The following is a 16,106-nucleotide window of genomic DNA, read 5'->3' on the forward strand; positions in this document are numbered from 1 at the left end:
GAAAACGATGTGACCGCCACAGCTATTCGAACAATCCCGTCCCACCCGTACACGCCGACCGAGCCCGCCGTCCCCCGCCGCTCCCTCCCGGGCGGGTCCGATGGGAGACGGATCGCAGGGCGCCGGGAACGACGGAGGGCGTCCCGGAACCCGTCCCGGGACGCCCTCCGTGCGCCGTACCGCGCCGTCAGCCGTTCTTGATGCGGTTCGTCAGCTCGGTCACCTGGTTGTAGATGGAGCGGCGCTCCGCCATCAGCGCGCGGATCTTCCGGTCCGCGTGCATGACCGTCGTATGGTCCCGCCCGCCGAACTGCGCGCCGATCTTCGGCAGCGACAGGTCGGTCAGCTCCCGGCAGAGGTACATCGCGATCTGCCGGGCGGTCACGAGGACCCTGCTGCGCGAGGAGCCGCACAGGTCCTCGACCGTCAGGCCGAAGTAGTCCGCCGTCGCCGCCATGATCGCGCCCGCGGTGATCTCCGGCGCGCTGTCCTCGCCGCCCGGGATCAGGTCCTTCAGCACGCTCTCGGTGAGCACCAGGTCCACCGGCTGGCGGTTGAGGCTCGCGAACGCCGTCACCCTGATCAGCGCGCCCTCCAGCTCGCGGATGTTCCGCGAGATCCGCGACGCGATGAACTCCAGCACCTCCGGCGGGGCGTTGAGCTGCTCCTGCACGGCCTTCTTCCGGAGGATCGCGATGCGCGTCTCCAGCTCCGGCGGCTGGACGTCCGTGGTGAGACCCCACTCGAAGCGGTTGCGCAGCCGGTCCTCCAGCGTCATCAGCTGCTTGGGCGGCCGGTCGGAGGAGAGCACGATCTGCTTGTTGGCGTTGTGGAGCGTGTTGAAGGTGTGGAAGAACTCCTCCTGCGTGGACTCCTTGCTCGCCAGGAACTGGATGTCGTCCACGAGCAGGATGTCCACGTCGCGGTAGCGCTTGCGGAAGGTGTCTCCCTTGCCGTCGCGGATGGAGTTGATGAACTCGTTGGTGAACTCCTCCGAGCTCACGTACCGCACCCGCGTCCCCGGGTAGAGGTTGCGCGCGTAGTGCCCGATCGCGTGCAGCAGGTGGGTCTTGCCGAGTCCCGACTCCCCGTAGACGAAGAGGGGGTTGTACGCCTTGGCCGGCGCCTCGGCGACCGCGACCGCCGCCGCGTGGGCGAAGCGGTTGGACGAACCGATGACGAACGTGTCGAACAGGTACTTCGGGTTCAGCCGGGCGTGCTGCTCCCCCGGCCCGCCCGCGCCGCCGGAACCGCCCCGGCCGAGGCCGCCCGCGCCGCCCAGGGGGCCGGGACCCGTCACGGGCCCGTGACCGTTCGCCGGTCCGGGGAGCGGTACGCCGCGGCCCCCGGGGCGGCTCCGGTCCTGCGTGTCGGGCGCTTCCCGCCGCTCGGGGCGCGGGGGGTCGTATCCGCCGTGCTCGGGGTCCTGCGGGACGCCGTAGTCACGGTGCGGTTGCTGCGGGCGGGCCGTCGCGTACGGATCACGTTCCTGGAAACCGCCCGGGCGCGGCGGCCAGGGCAGGTCCTCCTGGGCGCGCGGCCACGCCCCGGGTTCCGGGCGCTGCTGCTGGTAGTCGGGGTAGGCGGGCCGTACGGACGGCAGCCCGTCGTCCGTCGGCCTCCCGTACGCGTCGTACGGATCCCCCTGGCCGCGCTCGTCGTACCCCCGGTCCTCCTCCCCGTAGCGGGGACGCTCGGGCTGGTGGCGGTCCGGGGCGGCCGGCGGGGACTGGTCGCCCGCGGAGTCGTCGACGGTGATCGCGATCCGGATCGGCCGGCCGCACTCGCGGCTGAGCGTGTCGCTGATCAGCGGCGCCAGGCGCCCCTCCAGGACGCGCTTCCCCCATTCGTTGGGGACGGCGAGGAGGGCGGTGTCGGCCACCAGCGCGAGGGGCTGGCAGCGCTCGATCCACTGCTTGTCCTTCGGCTCGATGCCCTGCTGCCCCTCGCCGAGGAGCTGCTCCAGCACTCGTGGCCACACTGCGGCAAGATCGGCAGGTACATCAGCCACGGGGCACGCTCTCTCACAGGTCCCGCGAATGCGTGTTTCTCGGGACGGGACGGGAAGGACAGGCAGGAAAGGAATCCGAGTCCGGCCACGGTAGTCGCGGCAGCTCACGTGGTTCAAGTTGTTGTCCACAGCCTGTGCATAGTGTGGCCCGCCGCGCCGCCGGTTTGACCGGATGGCGTAGCCGCGCGTACCGTAACCAGGTCGAGTTGTCGATGGCTGCTGCCGCCTGCCTCCGATGGGCAAAGATCACATCACTGTGATCCTGTAGCGGTGCACTCGGGCGTATTGCGAGCTACTCGTGGGCGCACGGTGACAGCCAAGCGATACCCCGCCACCCCACGAATCATCTCTGGAGCCCCCGAGTGAGCAAGCGCACCTTCCAGCCGAACAACCGTCGTCGCGCCAAGACCCACGGCTTCCGCCTGCGGATGCGCACGCGTGCCGGTCGCGCGATTCTGGCGTCCCGCCGCACCAAGGGTCGCGCCCGCCTGTCCGCCTGATCGCGACCCATGACGTGCTGCCTTCCGAGAATCGGCTGAGGCGGCGCGAGGACTTCGCGATCGCTGTGCGGCGGGGACGCCGGGCAGGCCGCCCGAGCCTCGTCGTCCATCTACGCAGCGGTGCAACGGACCCGCACGCGCCTGGGAAGAGCGTTTCCCCGACGCGTGCGGGTTTCGTCGTCAGCAAGGCGGTCGGTGGGGCGGTCCTCCGCAACCAGGTGAAACGCAGACTGCGCCATCTGATGCGGGAGCGCCTCGCCCTGCTGCCCCCCGGTAGCCTGGTGGTGGTACGGGCGCTGCCCGGCGCGGGTGACGCCGACTACGCACAGCTGGCCCGAGACCTGGACGCCGCCCTGCTGCGGCTCCTGGGAGGGGGCATGCGATGAAGTACCCGCTGCTGGCCCTGATCAAGCTCTACCAGTGGACGATCAGCCCCCTGCTGGGCCCCGTCTGCAGGTACTACCCGTCGTGTTCCCGCTACGGATACACCGCGATCGACCGGCACGGCGCCGTCAAGGGCACGGCCCTCACCGCTTGGCGCATCCTGCGCTGCAACCCCTGGTCGCCCGGCGGAGTGGACCACGTGCCGCCGCGCCGGCGCCCCCGCTGGCACGAACTGCTGCGCGCACGGCTGCGCGGTGACAGGGGCGGGCACTCCGACGGGACGAGCCCGGCCGCAGAGACCTCGCCCAATGCTCAAGGAGCCTGATTAGTGGACACGATTGGAAATCTGTTCAGCTTCATCACCGGACCTGTCTCGTGGATCATCGTCCAGTTCCACAAGCTGTACGGGGCGATCTTCGGGCCTGACACGGGGTGGGCCTGGGGTCTGTCCATCGTGTCCCTGGTGATTGTCATCCGCATCTGCCTGATCCCGCTCTTCGTGAAGCAGATCAAGTCGATGCGGAACATGCAGGCGCTCCAGCCGAAGATGAAGGCCATCCAGGAGCGCTACAAGAACGACCGACAGCGCCAGTCGGAAGAGATGATGAAGCTGTACAAGGAGACGGGCACCAACCCGCTCTCCTCGTGCCTCCCCATCCTCCTGCAGTCGCCGTTCTTCTTCGCGCTCTACCACGTACTCAGCAAGATCGCGTCGGGCGACACGATCGGCAGCCTCAACCAGCAGCTGGTCGACAGCGCCCGTGAGGCCCACATCTTCGGCGCGCCGATCGCCGCCATGTTCACGGACGACCCCGAGACGGTCCAGGCTCTCAACGCCTCCCTGACCGATGTCCGGATCGTCACCGCGATCATGATCGTGCTGATGTCGGCGTCGCAGTTCTTCACCCAGCGCCAGCTGATGCAGAAGAACGTCGACCTGACGGTGAAGACCCCGTACATGCAGCAGCAGAAGATGCTGATGTACATCTTCCCGATCATCTTCGCCGTGATGGGCATCAACTTCCCCGTCGGTGTCCTCGTCTACTGGCTGACCACCAACGTGTGGACCATGGGTCAGCAGATGTACGTGATCAACCAGAACCCGACGCCCGGCAGCAAGGCCCAGGAGCACTACCTCCAGCGGCTCCTCAAGAGCATCGCCCACCACGGCGAGGTGCGCGGCCGCCGCAAGCGCAGCGTCATCCAGGCCATCGTCGCCAAGGGACCGGACCGCAACGACAACGAACGCCGCTTCATCGGCAGTCTCGCCAAGGCGGGCTTCACCGCGCAGGCGGACGGCACGGTGCGGAAGGTCGATCCGGCCGAGGCCGAGGCGGAGGCTGCGACGGCGCGTCGTCAGCAGCCCAAGCGCCAGACGAAGGCGAAGCGCCAGGCCGCCCCGGCGGCAGGCAGCGCCAAGCCCTCCCTGGAGAAGAAGGCGGACGAGGCGAAGCCCGAGCAGCCGGGCAAGGCCGCCGCGCGCCAAGCCAAGTCCGGACAGCGCAAGGGCCAGCGGCCCAAGCACCCGTCGTCCAAGAAGTAAGAAGGAGTCCATCCGTGACGGAAGGCACCACGTCCGCCTCCCAGGGTGGCGACACCCTGACCCGCCTGGAGCAGGAGGGCGAGATCGCGGCTGACTACCTCGAGGGCCTGCTCGACATCGCCGACCTCGACGGTGACATCGACATGGACGTCGAAGGGGATCGCGCCGCGGTCTCGATCATCAGCGACACGGGCCACGACCTGCAGAAGCTCGTAGGCCGTGACGGTGAGGTGCTGGAGGCGCTGCAGGAGCTCACGCGGCTCGCGGTACACCGGGAGACCGGTGACCGCAGCCGGCTCATGCTGGACATCGCCGGTTTCCGCGCCAAGAAGCGCGCCGAGCTGACCGAGCTGGGCGTCAAGGCCGCGGACGAGGCCAGGAGCACCGGCGAGCCCGTGAAACTGAGGCCGATGACCCCCTTCGAGCGCAAGGTGGTCCACGACGCGGTCGCCGAAGCGGGCCTGAGAAGCGAGTCCGAGGGCGAGGAGCCGCAGCGCTTCGTCGTCGTTCTCCCTGCCTGACCCCTGTCGGCCCCGTCTGTTCACAGACGGGGCCGATCTCTGTCAACCCGATCAGTCAGTGCGGTACGGAAGGACGGTTTCGTGTCCGAGGCAGAGGAACTTCCCCCTGCGCCCCAGGAAGCGCACACGGTCTTCGGTGAGTTCTTCCCGGAAGCGGTCCGATACGCGGAGCTGCTCGCGGAGGCGGGAGTGAAGCGCGGTCTCATCGGTCCCCGCGAGGTGCCACGGCTCTGGGAGAGGCACCTACTGAACTGCGCGGTGCTCTCCGAGGTGGTACCCGAGGGCGTGACTGTCTGCGACGTGGGCTCCGGGGCCGGACTGCCCGGCATCCCGCTCGCTCTGGTACGCCCTGATCTCAAGATCACACTTCTGGAGCCCCTGCTCCGGCGGACGAACTTCCTTCAGGAGGTCGTGGAACTGCTGGGGCTGGATCATGTGACCGTCGTGCGCGCTCGTGCCGAGGAGGTACTGGGCAAGCTTCCTCCGGTCCATGTGGTCACGGCCCGTGCCGTCGCGCCGCTGGACCGACTGGCGGGCTGGGGCGTGCCTCTGCTGCGTCCCTACGGGGAGATGCTCGCCCTGAAGGGCGACACGGCCGAGGAGGAGGTCCAGAACTCCCGGGCCGCCCTCAGTAAGCTGGGAGTCATTCGCACCTCCGTGCTGCATGTCGGGGAGGGGCTCGTCGACCCGATGTCCACCGTGGTCCGTGTCGAGGTCGGGGAAAGTCCCGGTGGTGTTCGTTTCGCCACCAAGCGGGCAAAAGCCGCGAGGGCTTCGCGACGCCATCGTTGAGTGGCGCTTTAATCCCCATAAGACCTTTTTCAGAGTGTCGTGCCGCTCTGGCTGCACAGCGCGTGCATCGTGTTTCACGTGAAACGTCGCTCGCTGCTGCAGGGAATCTTCAGTCGGGGCGGCGCGGCTACGCCGCGACGCCGGCCCCTCAAAGGGGTGACAGAGTTGTCCACACAAGTGGGGTCCTCCACAGAACGCCGGTCCTCCCTGGTTCACGACCCGGGAGCCATGGCAGGCTCTGTCCATCGCGAGTCCGAAGCCGAGGAGAGTGAATCCTTGCGGTCCGACGCCAACACCGGGGGGCCGATGACCGACCCGGTCCCCGGTCCCCGTACAGAATCGCTTCGGGACGGTGTTTCACGTGAAACACCTCCCTCGTCGGACGACGTCTCCATGGGCTCGGCGGCTCCGCTGACCGTGGCGCGCAAGGGTCTCCCCAGGCCGGAGCGGACCCGCATCATGGTCGTCGCCAATCAGAAGGGCGGCGTGGGGAAGACCACCACGACGGTCAATCTCGCCGCGTCTCTCGCGTTGCACGGCGCACGCGTCCTCGTGATCGATCTCGATCCCCAGGGCAACGCGTCCACGGCGCTGGGGATCGACCACCACGCGGAGGTCCCCTCGATCTATGACGTCCTTGTGGACGGCAAGCCGCTCTCCGATGTGGTGCAGCCGGTCCAGGATGTCGAGGGCCTTTTCTGTGCTCCGGCCACCATCGATCTCGCCGGTGCGGAGATCGAGCTGGTGTCGCTGGTGGCACGGGAAAGCCGGCTCCAGCGGGCGATCCAGACGTATGAGCAGCCGCTGGACTACATCCTCATCGACTGCCCGCCGTCGCTCGGGCTTCTCACGGTCAACGCCATGGTGGCCGGCGCGGAGGTGTTGATCCCCATTCAGTGCGAGTACTACGCGCTGGAGGGGCTGGGGCAGCTTCTGCGTAACGTTGACCTGGTGCGGGCCCACCTCAACCCGAACCTTCACGTGTCGACGATCCTGCTCACCATGTACGACGGCCGGACCAGGCTCGCCTCCCAGGTCGCGGAGGAGGTGCGCAGCCACTTCGGTGATGATGTGCTGCGCACCAGCATCCCTCGATCCGTTCGGATCTCGGAAGCTCCGAGTTACGGGCAGACGGTACTGACCTACGATCCGGGCTCCAGCGGCGCGCTCTCCTACCTGGAAGCCGCCCGCGAGATCGCCTTCCGGGGGGTGGGGATGTACTACGACGCTCAGCACGCCCACACGGGCCAGCACCAGCACCAGCACAGCATGTCGGAGGGGATCCAGTGAATGAGCGACGTAGGGGACTGGGGCGCGGGCTCAGCGCACTGATTCCCGCGGCCCCGCAGGAGCGGAACGCATCCATCGGTACGGCGTCCACCTCTCCCACAGCCATTCCCGTCCTGGGCCAGCGGGGCATCGCCGCCGAGGTGGCCACCTTGGCCGAACCGATGGCCGACGACGGTGTCGCCGTCCCGGAGCAGTCCGATGGTGATTCCGCCGGAGCGCCTGCGGTAGCCCACTTCGCCGAGCTTCCCCTGGACGCCATCACACCCAATCCGCGCCAGCCCCGGCAGGTCTTCGACGAGGAGGCCCTCGCCGAACTCGTCACCTCCATCCAGAAGGTGGGTCTGCTCCAACCGGTTGTCGTTCGCCAGATCGCTCCGGAGCGCTATGAGCTGATCATGGGTGAGCGCCGGTTGCGCGCTTGTCGTGAAGCGGGCCTGGAGCGTATCCCGGCGATCGTCCGTGAGACCGAGGACGAGAAGCTCCTGCTGGACGCCCTCCTCGAGAACCTGCACAGGGCGCAGCTCAACCCTCTGGAGGAGGCCGCCGCCTACGACCAGTTGCTGAAGGACTTCAACTGCACCCACGACCAGCTGGCTGACCGTATCGGACGGTCCCGCCCCCAGGTGTCCAACATGCTGCGCCTGCTCCGGCTCCCCCTTCCGGTCCAGGACCGGGTCGCCGCAGGAGTGCTGTCGGCCGGCCACGCGCGGGCGCTCCTCCCGGTGGAGGATCCGAAGGTGCAGGAGGAGTTGGCGACCCGCATCGTACGGGAAGGGCTCTCCGTTCGTACGGTCGAGGAGATCGTCCAACTGATGGCCTCCGAACCCCGCAAGGCCACCAGAGGAAAGGGACCGCGTGCCGGTACCCGGGTCTCCCCGGCACTGAGTGAACTCGCCACGCGGCTTTCGGACCGCTTCGACACACGGGTGAAGGTCGACCTCGGCCAGAAGAAGGGCAAGATCGTCGTCGAATTCGCCTCAATGGAGGATCTGAACCGGATTCTCGGAACCCTCGCCCCTGGCGAGGGCCGGGTCCTCGATCAGAGCTCTTCTGAGGAGCCGGACACGGGCAGCACTGCCTGACACCAGGGATGAATGCCGAGGGCGGACCTTTCTCCGTAGTTCACGGGAGAGAGATCCGCCCTTTGGCTTTCTCCCGTATGTGAGTCATCACCCGATCGATACGATGCGTTCAGGTATGCGCATTCGCCGCCCACGGGGCGGCAGACGAAGGAAGTGAGGAACAACCTTCATGGGGCGTCGGCTCGTACCGCTCACGTTGGACAACCTTCCGGATCTACCCAAGCGATGCCGTACCTGCGTGTTCTGGGAACTGGACCCCGTCAGTGGCGAGGCCGCCCTCAAAGCCGGAACGCCGGGGCTCGAAAAGGAAGCATGGATCTCCGCGGTTCTTCTTGACTGGGGCTCCTGCGGCCGTGTCGTCTACGTCGATGACGTTCCGGTGGGGTACGTCATGTATGCGCCACCCGCTTATGTGCCCCGGTCCACGGCGTTTCCGACCAGTCCGGTGTCTCCCGACGCCGTCCAGCTGATAACGGCCTTGATCACACCGGACTATCAGGGGCAGGGACTGGGGCGGGTCCTGGTGCAGACGGTGGCGAAGGACCTCCTGAGGCGCGGCTTCAAAGCCATCGAGGCGTTCGGGGACGCCCGCTGGAAGGAACCGGCCTGTGTCCTGCCCGCCGACCACCTGTTGTCCGTCGGCTTCAAGACCGTGCGCTCCCACCCCGCCTACCCGCGCCTGCGCCTTGAACTGCGCAGCACCCTGTCATGGAAGGAGGACGTGGAACTGGCCCTGGACCGTCTGCTCGGTGCCGTCCAGAAGGAGCCGGCTTTGCGCCCCCTCTGACCGCATGCCAACGGCCCACCCTTCCGGGTGGGCCGTTGGTGTTTCGCGTGAAACGAAGGCCGGTTTACGCCTTGGCCTCATCGCTGATGAAGTCGGCCAGATCACGGATGATCGCGGCCTTCGGCTTGGCACCGACGATCGTCTTGGCGACTTCGCCCCGCTGGTAGACGTTCAGGGTCGGGATCGACATGACACCGTACTTCGCGGCGGTAGCCGGATTCTCGTCGATGTTCAGCTTCACGACTTCGATCTGGTCGCCGTACTCATTGGCGATCGCTTCCAGGGACGGAGCGATCTGGCGGCACGGACCGCACCAGGCAGCCCAGAAATCCACCAGTACAGGCTTCTCGCTCCGGAGCACGGTCTCCTCGAACGAGGCGTCGGTCACTTCCTTGAGATCGGCCACGGCGGCCTCCTTCGCTGTGTGGGGGATCAAATCAAACCGCAGGGGTCTTCTCGGACTCGGCCGGCTTCTCCGTGTCGGCGAGGGCGGCGAGGAAACGCTCGGCGTCCAGGGCGGCGGAGCACCCCGTGCCGGCCGCCGTGATGGCCTGACGGTAGGTGTGGTCGACGACGTCGCCGGCGGCGAAGACGCCCTGCACATTGGTGCGTGTGGACGGCGCGTCCACCTTCAGGTAACCCTCGTCGTCCAGTTCCAGCTGCCCCTTGAACAGCTCCGTACGCGGGTCGTGGCCGACAGCGATGAACAGGCCCGTCACCGGCAGTTTCGAGGTCTCACCGGACTTGGTGTTGCGCAGGGTGAGACCGCTGAGCTTCTGGTCACCGTGAATCTCCGCGACCTCGCTGTCCCAGGCGAACTTGATCTTCGGGTCGGCGAAGGCACGCTCCTGCATCGCCTTGGAAGCGCGCAGGGTGTCACGGCGATGTACCACCGTGACGGACTTCGCGAAGCGGGAGAGGAAGGTGGCCTCTTCCATCGCCGTGTCGCCACCGCCGACGACGGCGATGTCCTGGTCCTTGAAGAAGAACCCGTCACAGGTGGCACACCAGGACACACCGCGGCCGGAGAGGGCGTCCTCGTTCGGCAGGCCGAGCTTGCGGTGCTGAGAGCCGGTGGCCACGATGACCGCCTTGGCGCGGTGCACGGTTCCGGCGGTGTCCGTCACGGTCTTGATGTCACCGGTCAGGTCGACGCCGACGATGTCGTCGGGAACGAGTTCCGCGCCGAAGCGCTCGGCCTGGGCGCGCATGTTGTCCATGAGGTCGGGGCCCATGATGCCGTCACGGAATCCGGGGAAGTTCTCCACGTCGGTCGTGTTCATCAGGGCACCGCCAGAGGTGACGGCACCCTCGAAGACCAGCGGCTTCAGCGACGCGCGTGCGGTGTAGAGCGCTGCCGTGTAACCGGCAGGCCCGGAGCCGATGATGATCACGTTTCGGACGTCGCTCACGGGTTTCTTCCTCGTCTCTGCAGGCTGCTTACAGGGGCCGGGTCAAGACTCTCACCCCGTCCAACGGATCCTACGGGGCACGCATTCCCGTGGAGCCGTGCGGCTCCGGGCGCGCTCAGGGACGTGGCTGGGACCGCTTGAGCAGGACGTCAGCAGTGCCGGAGGCTGCCGTTGTGCAGGAGGCGTCCATGACGTAGACGTCGACCTGCGCTTCAGTACGGGCATGCGGAAGCACCACGAGGTAGGCGGGCCGCCCCTGGTACTCGCCCCGCTCCGTTGCGAGCGGTTGCTCGCTCCGGTCGAGTCCCCGGCGCACACACGGAGGGAGGGGTGGCACCGTCTTGCCGATCATGGGGGTGGCCTCGGGGGAGCCGGCTTCCGGCTGGAGGCGCGGAGACGCGGCAGTGCGGTTCCGCGCGGGAGGGGCGAGCAGGGTCCTTACCCTGTCGGCGATGGCTGATCCGGAGAACCGGATGTCGCTCGGAGTGGTTGCGCTTTCCACGCGGGCTGTATCGGGTACGTCGTCCTTCGTGGCCGCCGGGATGAACAAAGCACCCAGAACGACCGCCAGGCCGCAGAACGCGCTCAGCACCGCGTAACGGCGCCGCCGGACCGGGGCACGTCCGGGGCCGGTGGAACCGGAAGGCCGACCGACCGGCCTTCCCGTGCCCTGTACCTCTCCGGGCCGAGTGCCGATCTCGGCTTTCGGCGCGGTTTCACGTGAAACGGAGGGGGCGTCGTCCGGAGAGGTCGCGTTGAGGAGTGTTTCGGCGGCCAGTGCGGCCTCGATGCGCTCCGCCACGTCGGCCGGCATATGAGTCGGGCCCGGCAGCGTGCCGAGCAGGCCGCGGATCTCCTTCAGGGAGTCGTACACATCGGCGCAGAGGTCGCAACGGTCCAGATGACGTCGTACATCCGCCGTGCGGGACGGCGGGAGGATGCCCTCTGTGAGATCGGAGATCTCCGAGACATCCGGATGCCGAGTCGTGTCGGCCGTGGATGTCACGCGCGTCCACCTCCGCCCTTCACAGCAGCAGGATCATTCGGTTCTGGATCCCTTGGCCTCGATGTCGGTGGGACGGATGTCCCCGACGTCCGGTTCCCTCCCCCGGCGGTACCGGTGTCGTCCGCCGGGTCCCCGCGCAGATGGGTGAGCATGGGGACGAGGCGGGCCCGCCCCCGGGCGCAGCGGCTCTTCACCGTTCCCACGGGCACTCCGAGTATCAGGGCCGCCTCGGCCACCGCGTAGCCCTGCATGTCGACGAGGACCAGAGCGGCACGCTGATCGGCGGGAAGCTTCGCCAGGGCGGCCAGCAGTTGGCGGTGCAGATCCTGTCGCTCTGCGGGTGCCTCGGCCGACTCGTGGGGCTCCAGGAGCCGCTCCAACCGCTCCGTGTCGTCCACGGACGTCGTGCGGCGCGAAGCGGTTTTACGAGCTCGGTCCAGACAGGCATTGACCGTGATCCGGTGCAACCAGGTGGTGACGGCGGATTGGCCCCGGAAGGTGCGTGCTGCTCGGAAAGCCGACACGAGGGCATCCTGAACGGCGTCGGCGGCCTCCTCACGGTCGCCGAGTGTGCGCAGGGCCACTGCCCAGAGCCGGTCGCGATGGCGCCGCACCAGCTCACCGAAGGCGTCGGGGTCGCCCGCGACGTGCCGGGCGAGCAGGTCCGCGTCGCCGGGCTCCTGCCCTGTTCCCGCTCCCATGCGCCTTCTCTCCGATAGCTCGAGCCCCGCCTCACGACGATCCCCGTCCGGGTGACGGTCAGCCCAGGACCTGTACCTCGGAGATACCGCCGCGATATCTGCCGGGCGAGCCGTCCGTGGGCAGTTCCGTGATGTGGATCAGTACGTAGCGGGCACGGACGGGCTTGTCCAGTTCCACGTTCAGGTCGCCGTCCGCCCGCTTCAACGGTGTCAGCTCCTGAGGGAAGTCCGAAAGGGAACTCGACCCTGTCGCCGACTCCCCCGCGGCACGGAGCTGCACCGTCTGGCCGCTTCGGTACAGGCCGACGCGGACCCCGGAGATGTTCTGCTCGCTGCCGAGGTCGACCACGATGCCGCTGCCGCCCCGGCGCTTCGGGAGGTTTCCGAAGTTGGCGTACCCGAGGTATTCGGGAGTGATCCACGCCGACTGGGAGTCCCCGTCGACTGCGTTCCCCACCTGGTCCAGCTGTATGCCGGACCCGCCAGGCATGAACTCCCTGGCCTCGGCGATCTTCAGGGGCCGCAAGGGGCGTGTCGGCTTATCGTCGGCCGGGATCCCGGGGGACGGCGTCGTGCCTGGCCTGCCGTTCGTGCCGTCCTGGCCGAGAAGGCGGTCGGCCACCTGCCAGCTGCCGAGCCCCAGGGCTGCGATCAGCAGCGCGGAGACGGTCCACTTCAGCACCGTGCCGGTGCGGCTCTCCAGGGGAGCGGGAGGAGTGAGGACCGGCTGGGTGGCGTTCGGCTGTTGCGGGCGGCCGTAGGTGCCTTGCTGGTAGGTCGTGCGTTGATAGTCCGGCACGGGGGGGAAGGCGGGCTCCGGCGGGCGGATGCGGGGCATGGCCGCGACGGCTTTGGCCAGTTCGTCGGGCGTCGTGCACGGGGAGTACTGGCGGGAGACGGCCGCGCCGTCGTCGGTCAGCGCCCGCATGGCGAGGTCGGACAGGCCGCGGTGGACCCCCGCCCGTACCTGATCGGGTGCGATCAGACCCATGCCCTTGGGCAGCCCGGACAAGCCGTGGGCGTCGTTCTCATAGGGCCACCGCTGGGTCAGGGCGGCGTAGAGAAGAGCGCCGATCGCTTCGGTGTCGGCGCGTTGCGGCCGGTCGACGGTGATGCCCCGAAGCGCCGCGTTCACGGCGAGCCCGCGGATCCGGTACTGACCGGTGGAGGTGCGCAGTACGGCGCCCGGTGTGAGCCGCAGATGGGCCAGGCCCTCGCGGTGCGCGGCGGCCATTGCCTGGGAGACCTGACTGACGAGCTGATACGCGTCGTACGGCTCCAGGGGGCCGGCCGCGAGCAGGGCGGTCAATTCGATGGCGTCCGGCAACCACTCGTGCACGACGTAGACGAGGTCGTTCTCCTCGACGGCATCGAGGACCTGGACGAACCGGGGATCGCCGAGCAGCGCGGAGGAACGTGCGGCCGCCAGGACCGACCGGGCCCTCGGGTGGTCGGCGGGCAGGACGTGTACGCCGACGGCTCGTCGGAGCTTCTCGTCGACCGCCCGCCAACTGCTGAAACCGTCCAGTCGGGTGACGCACTCCTCAAGTCGGTAGCGGCGGGCGAGTTTGTACCCGCTGCGCAGCTCCGGAGACTTCGTGACGGTGCTTTTGGCGGCCTCCTGCCCGCTGTCCGCGTCCGGGGAGGACGTGTCCGTTGCGCTCTGCGTTTGCGCCCCGTCGGCCGTGGTCGCGTCCGCCTTGGCGGTCAGCGGGTCGTCACCGCTGTTGTCGGCCACGTCGACGGCAGCCGTGCTACGTTCCGCCACCGTCGTTCCTGCCTCCCCATCCGATGCGCCATATCCAACAGCCATGCCAATTGTGCCCACAGTCCACCGCTGTGCACGACATGCGGCGGGCGGTGATGGTTGTGCGACAGCCTTGCGCTCAGCGGCCGAGACGGCCCCGGACCATGCCCACCATGGCGTTGAGCTCCTCGATACGCATCTTGCGGGCCGCCACGTAGAACACGCCGATCAGTACGGCTCCACCGATCGCGAGCGCCGTGAGGGAGCCCAGTGCGTCCTTTCCGAGCAGGGCGAGGAGGCCCCATGCGGTCGCGCCGGCGACCAGCGCCGCGGGGATCGACGCCATGGAGAGACGGGCGTACGTCCGTACGACGTGGGCCCCGTCGAGGTCGCCGCCCAGCCGGTTGCGCAACCGGCGCCAGGCAACGCCCACGCCGACCATGTAGGCGATGCCGTAGCCGGCGGCCATGCCGACGACGGCCCACCGCGCCGGGAGTACGAAGTAGCAGGCGGCTGAGACGGCGGCGTTGACGGCGGCCACGATGACGGTGTTGTAGAACGGCGTGCGCGTGTCCTCGTACGCGTAGAAACCGCGCAGGACGACGTACTGGACGGAGTACGGGATCAGGCCGAGGCCGAACGCCATCAGCATGAAGCCCATGCCCATGGCTGCCTCAAGACCGCTGGAGGCGTAGAGCAGGGTGCACAGCGGCACGCCGAGCGCCAGGAAGCCGAAGGCGACCGGGACGATCGCGACGGCCGAGTTGCGCAGACCGTGCGAGATGTCGTCCCGGACGGCACCGTGGTCGTTGTCGTGCGCCGCACGTGAGATGCGGGGCAGCAGCGCGGCCATGACGGAGACGGTGATGATCGCCTGTGGCATGCCCCAGATCAGCTGGGCGTTGGAGTAGGCCAGGATGCCCGCGCCGTCCGCGCCGGACGCTTTTCCTGCGGCTGTCGCCAGCTGCGTGACGACGACGACTCCCGCCTGGTTGGCGAGGACGAACAGGACCGTCCACTTGGCCAGCCTGATCGTCTTGCCGAGGCCCTGGCCCTTCCAGTCGAAACGGGGCCGGAAGCGGAAGCCCGCCTCACGGAGGTAGGGGACCATCGCCAACGCCTGGACGACGAGACCCAGCAGCATGCCGACACCGAGCAGCCGCACTCCCTCGTCGGGGATGACGTCCACGCCCATCCTCGTCTCCGAGTAGGCGCCGTACACCCAGATGAAGAGACCGAACGTGAAGATGACGACGATGTTGTTGAGGACCGGGGTCCACATCATGGCGCCGAATTTTCCGCGGGCGTTCAGAATCTGCCCCGCCACCACGTGGACGCCCATGAAGAAGATGGTCGGCAGGCAGAACCTGGCGAAGGTGACGGCGACGCTGTTGGCATCCGGGTCGTTCGCGATGGTGGGCGACATGGCGTAGACGAGCAGAGGCGCCAGGAGCACGGCAGCGCCCACGATCACGGCGAGGGCGACCATCACCAGGGTGAGCAGCCGGTTCGCGTACGCCTCGCCGCCGTCCTCGTCGTCCTTCATCGAGCGGACCAGCTGCGGCACGAAGACCGAGTTCAGACCGCCGCCCACGGTCAGGATGTAGATCATCGTCGGGAGTGTGGAAGCGACGGTGAACGCGTCACCGAGCGTCGCCGCCCCCAGGGCGCCGGTGATCACCAGGCTCCGCAGGAAGCCGGTGAGCCGTGACACCAGGGTGCCCGCCGCCATCACGGCGCTGGACTTCAGCAACCCGGACGCCTTTCCCCCCGGCTTCTTCGGTGCCGCCACCGGTTCCACGGGCACGTCCGTGTCCACCGGCTCGGGTGGCGGGGCCGTCGCCGACTGGCCCTGGTCCCGGTAGAGGTGGGCGAAGGCATCGGGTGCCGGCTTCTCCTCGGCGGCGTGGGTCACCAGATCGTCCACCCCGGTGAACTGCACGGTCCGGGCGTCTTCGCCGTACGGGAGGTGGCGGGACGGGCCGGCGGGCTCGGGCGGCGGTGTCTGGGCCCACACCCGGGGGTCGGGTGCGTACTGCGGGGCGGGGGGCTGCCGGTAGAGCGGAGGAGGCTCCTCGTAGGTGCCGGGTGGAGGCGGCGGATGCGCTGCCCGGTCGTACAGGACCTCGTCGACCGGGTCCTGCGAGGAGGGGTCGTGGGACCGGTACGGATCGTGGTGGTACGCCTCCTGCACGTAGGGGTCGTGGAGGTAGGGGTCATGGGGGCGGCGGGCGGTACTCCCGGAGCCGGGGCGGGCGGTGTCCCGCCCGGGGGCATACCGCCACCGCCCGTTCCCTGGCCGTGGTCACCGTCGTACGGCGCGTTCATGG

15 protein-coding genes and 1 pseudogene are annotated in these 16,106 nt (G+C 68.3%); 9 read left to right on the forward strand and 7 right to left on the reverse strand.

The features are described from left to right. Positions 1-187: 187 nt before the first annotated feature. Positions 188-2,011: a chromosomal replication initiator protein DnaA gene (dnaA, locus tag MW084_RS13965; protein ID WP_078571282.1), complete on the reverse strand. Its 1,824-nt coding sequence runs from the start codon at positions 2,009-2,011 to the stop codon at positions 188-190. 362 nt (positions 2,012-2,373) lie between these two features. Between dnaA and rpmH the strand changes: the two genes are divergently transcribed. The 9 genes from rpmH (at position 2,374) to MW084_RS14010 (ending at position 8,910) form a co-directional block, all read left to right on the forward strand. Further along, positions 2,374-2,511, forward strand: coding sequence for a 50S ribosomal protein L34 (rpmH, locus tag MW084_RS13970; RefSeq protein WP_008746848.1), 138 nt, complete (start codon positions 2,374-2,376; stop codon positions 2,509-2,511). 14 nt (positions 2,512-2,525) lie between these two features. Then, a complete protein-coding gene (gene rnpA, locus MW084_RS13975) occupies positions 2,526-2,897 on the forward strand; it encodes a ribonuclease P protein component (protein ID WP_010467789.1) in 372 nt (123 codons plus the stop codon). Beyond that, the gene (yidD, locus tag MW084_RS13980) at positions 2,894-3,220 is read left to right on the forward strand and encodes a membrane protein insertion efficiency factor YidD (protein WP_010467793.1); all 327 of its coding nucleotides are present in this window, start codon (positions 2,894-2,896) and stop codon (positions 3,218-3,220) included. The genes rnpA and yidD overlap by 4 nt, the downstream gene beginning before the upstream one ends. A 3-nt stretch (positions 3,221-3,223) precedes the next feature. Continuing rightward, the gene (gene yidC / locus MW084_RS13985) at positions 3,224-4,438 is read left to right on the forward strand and encodes a membrane protein insertase YidC (RefSeq protein WP_010467795.1); all 1,215 of its coding nucleotides are present in this window, start codon (positions 3,224-3,226) and stop codon (positions 4,436-4,438) included. A 14-nt stretch (positions 4,439-4,452) separates the two neighbouring features. After that, a complete protein-coding gene (locus tag MW084_RS13990; RefSeq protein ID WP_010467797.1) occupies positions 4,453-4,959 on the forward strand; it encodes a Jag family protein in 507 nt (168 codons plus the stop codon). 81 nt (positions 4,960-5,040) lie between these two features. Next, a complete protein-coding gene (rsmG, locus tag MW084_RS13995; RefSeq protein ID WP_029553213.1) occupies positions 5,041-5,751 on the forward strand; it encodes a 16S rRNA (guanine(527)-N(7))-methyltransferase RsmG in 711 nt (236 codons plus the stop codon). Positions 5,752-5,979: 228 nt separating this feature from the next. Beyond that, entirely contained in the window at positions 5,980-7,041 is a 1,062-nt protein-coding gene (locus tag MW084_RS14000) for a ParA family protein (protein WP_078571285.1), read from the forward strand. Continuing rightward, on the forward strand, positions 7,038-8,123 hold the full coding sequence (locus MW084_RS14005; RefSeq protein ID WP_010467804.1) for a ParB/RepB/Spo0J family partition protein: 1,086 nt from the start codon (positions 7,038-7,040) through the stop codon (positions 8,121-8,123). Before MW084_RS14000 ends, MW084_RS14005 begins: the two co-directional genes overlap by 4 nt. Positions 8,124-8,292: 169 nt before the next feature. Next, positions 8,293-8,910 (forward strand): GNAT family N-acetyltransferase, encoded by a 618-nt coding sequence (locus MW084_RS14010; protein WP_010467806.1) that lies wholly within the window; start codon positions 8,293-8,295, stop codon positions 8,908-8,910. 64 nt (positions 8,911-8,974) lie between these two features. Here the strand turns inward: MW084_RS14010 and trxA are convergent, their stop codons facing one another. From trxA to murJ, 6 genes and pseudogenes are all read right to left on the reverse strand, one after another. Further along, on the reverse strand, positions 8,975-9,316 hold the full coding sequence (gene trxA, locus MW084_RS14015; protein WP_010467808.1) for a thioredoxin: 342 nt from the start codon (positions 9,314-9,316) through the stop codon (positions 8,975-8,977). Between the two features lie 31 nt (positions 9,317-9,347). Further along, entirely contained in the window at positions 9,348-10,322 is a 975-nt protein-coding gene (gene trxB / locus MW084_RS14020) for a thioredoxin-disulfide reductase (RefSeq protein ID WP_010467810.1), read from the reverse strand. 115 nt (positions 10,323-10,437) lie between these two features. Continuing rightward, positions 10,438-11,328 carry an anti-sigma factor family protein gene (locus tag MW084_RS14025; protein ID WP_010467811.1) on the reverse strand — a complete coding sequence of 297 codons (891 nt, stop codon included), beginning with the start codon at positions 11,326-11,328 and terminating at the stop codon, positions 10,438-10,440. After that, complete coding sequence (gene sigM / locus MW084_RS14030; RefSeq protein WP_010467813.1) at positions 11,325-12,029, reverse strand: RNA polymerase sigma factor SigM; 705 nt, start codon at positions 12,027-12,029, stop codon at positions 11,325-11,327. Before sigM ends, MW084_RS14025 begins: the two co-directional genes overlap by 4 nt. A gap of 58 nt (positions 12,030-12,087) precedes the next feature. After that, positions 12,088-13,797: a protein kinase family protein gene (locus MW084_RS14035; RefSeq protein ID WP_010467815.1), complete on the reverse strand. Its 1,710-nt coding sequence runs from the start codon at positions 13,795-13,797 to the stop codon at positions 12,088-12,090. 118 nt (positions 13,798-13,915) lie between these two features. Continuing rightward, positions 13,916-16,104, reverse strand: a pseudogene (gene murJ / locus MW084_RS14040) (murein biosynthesis integral membrane protein MurJ). Positions 16,105-16,106: the final 2 nt, after the last annotated feature.

Source organism: Streptomyces sudanensis (assembly GCF_023614315.1).
In the GTDB taxonomy this organism is placed as follows: domain Bacteria; phylum Actinomycetota; class Actinomycetes; order Streptomycetales; family Streptomycetaceae; genus Streptomyces; species Streptomyces sudanensis.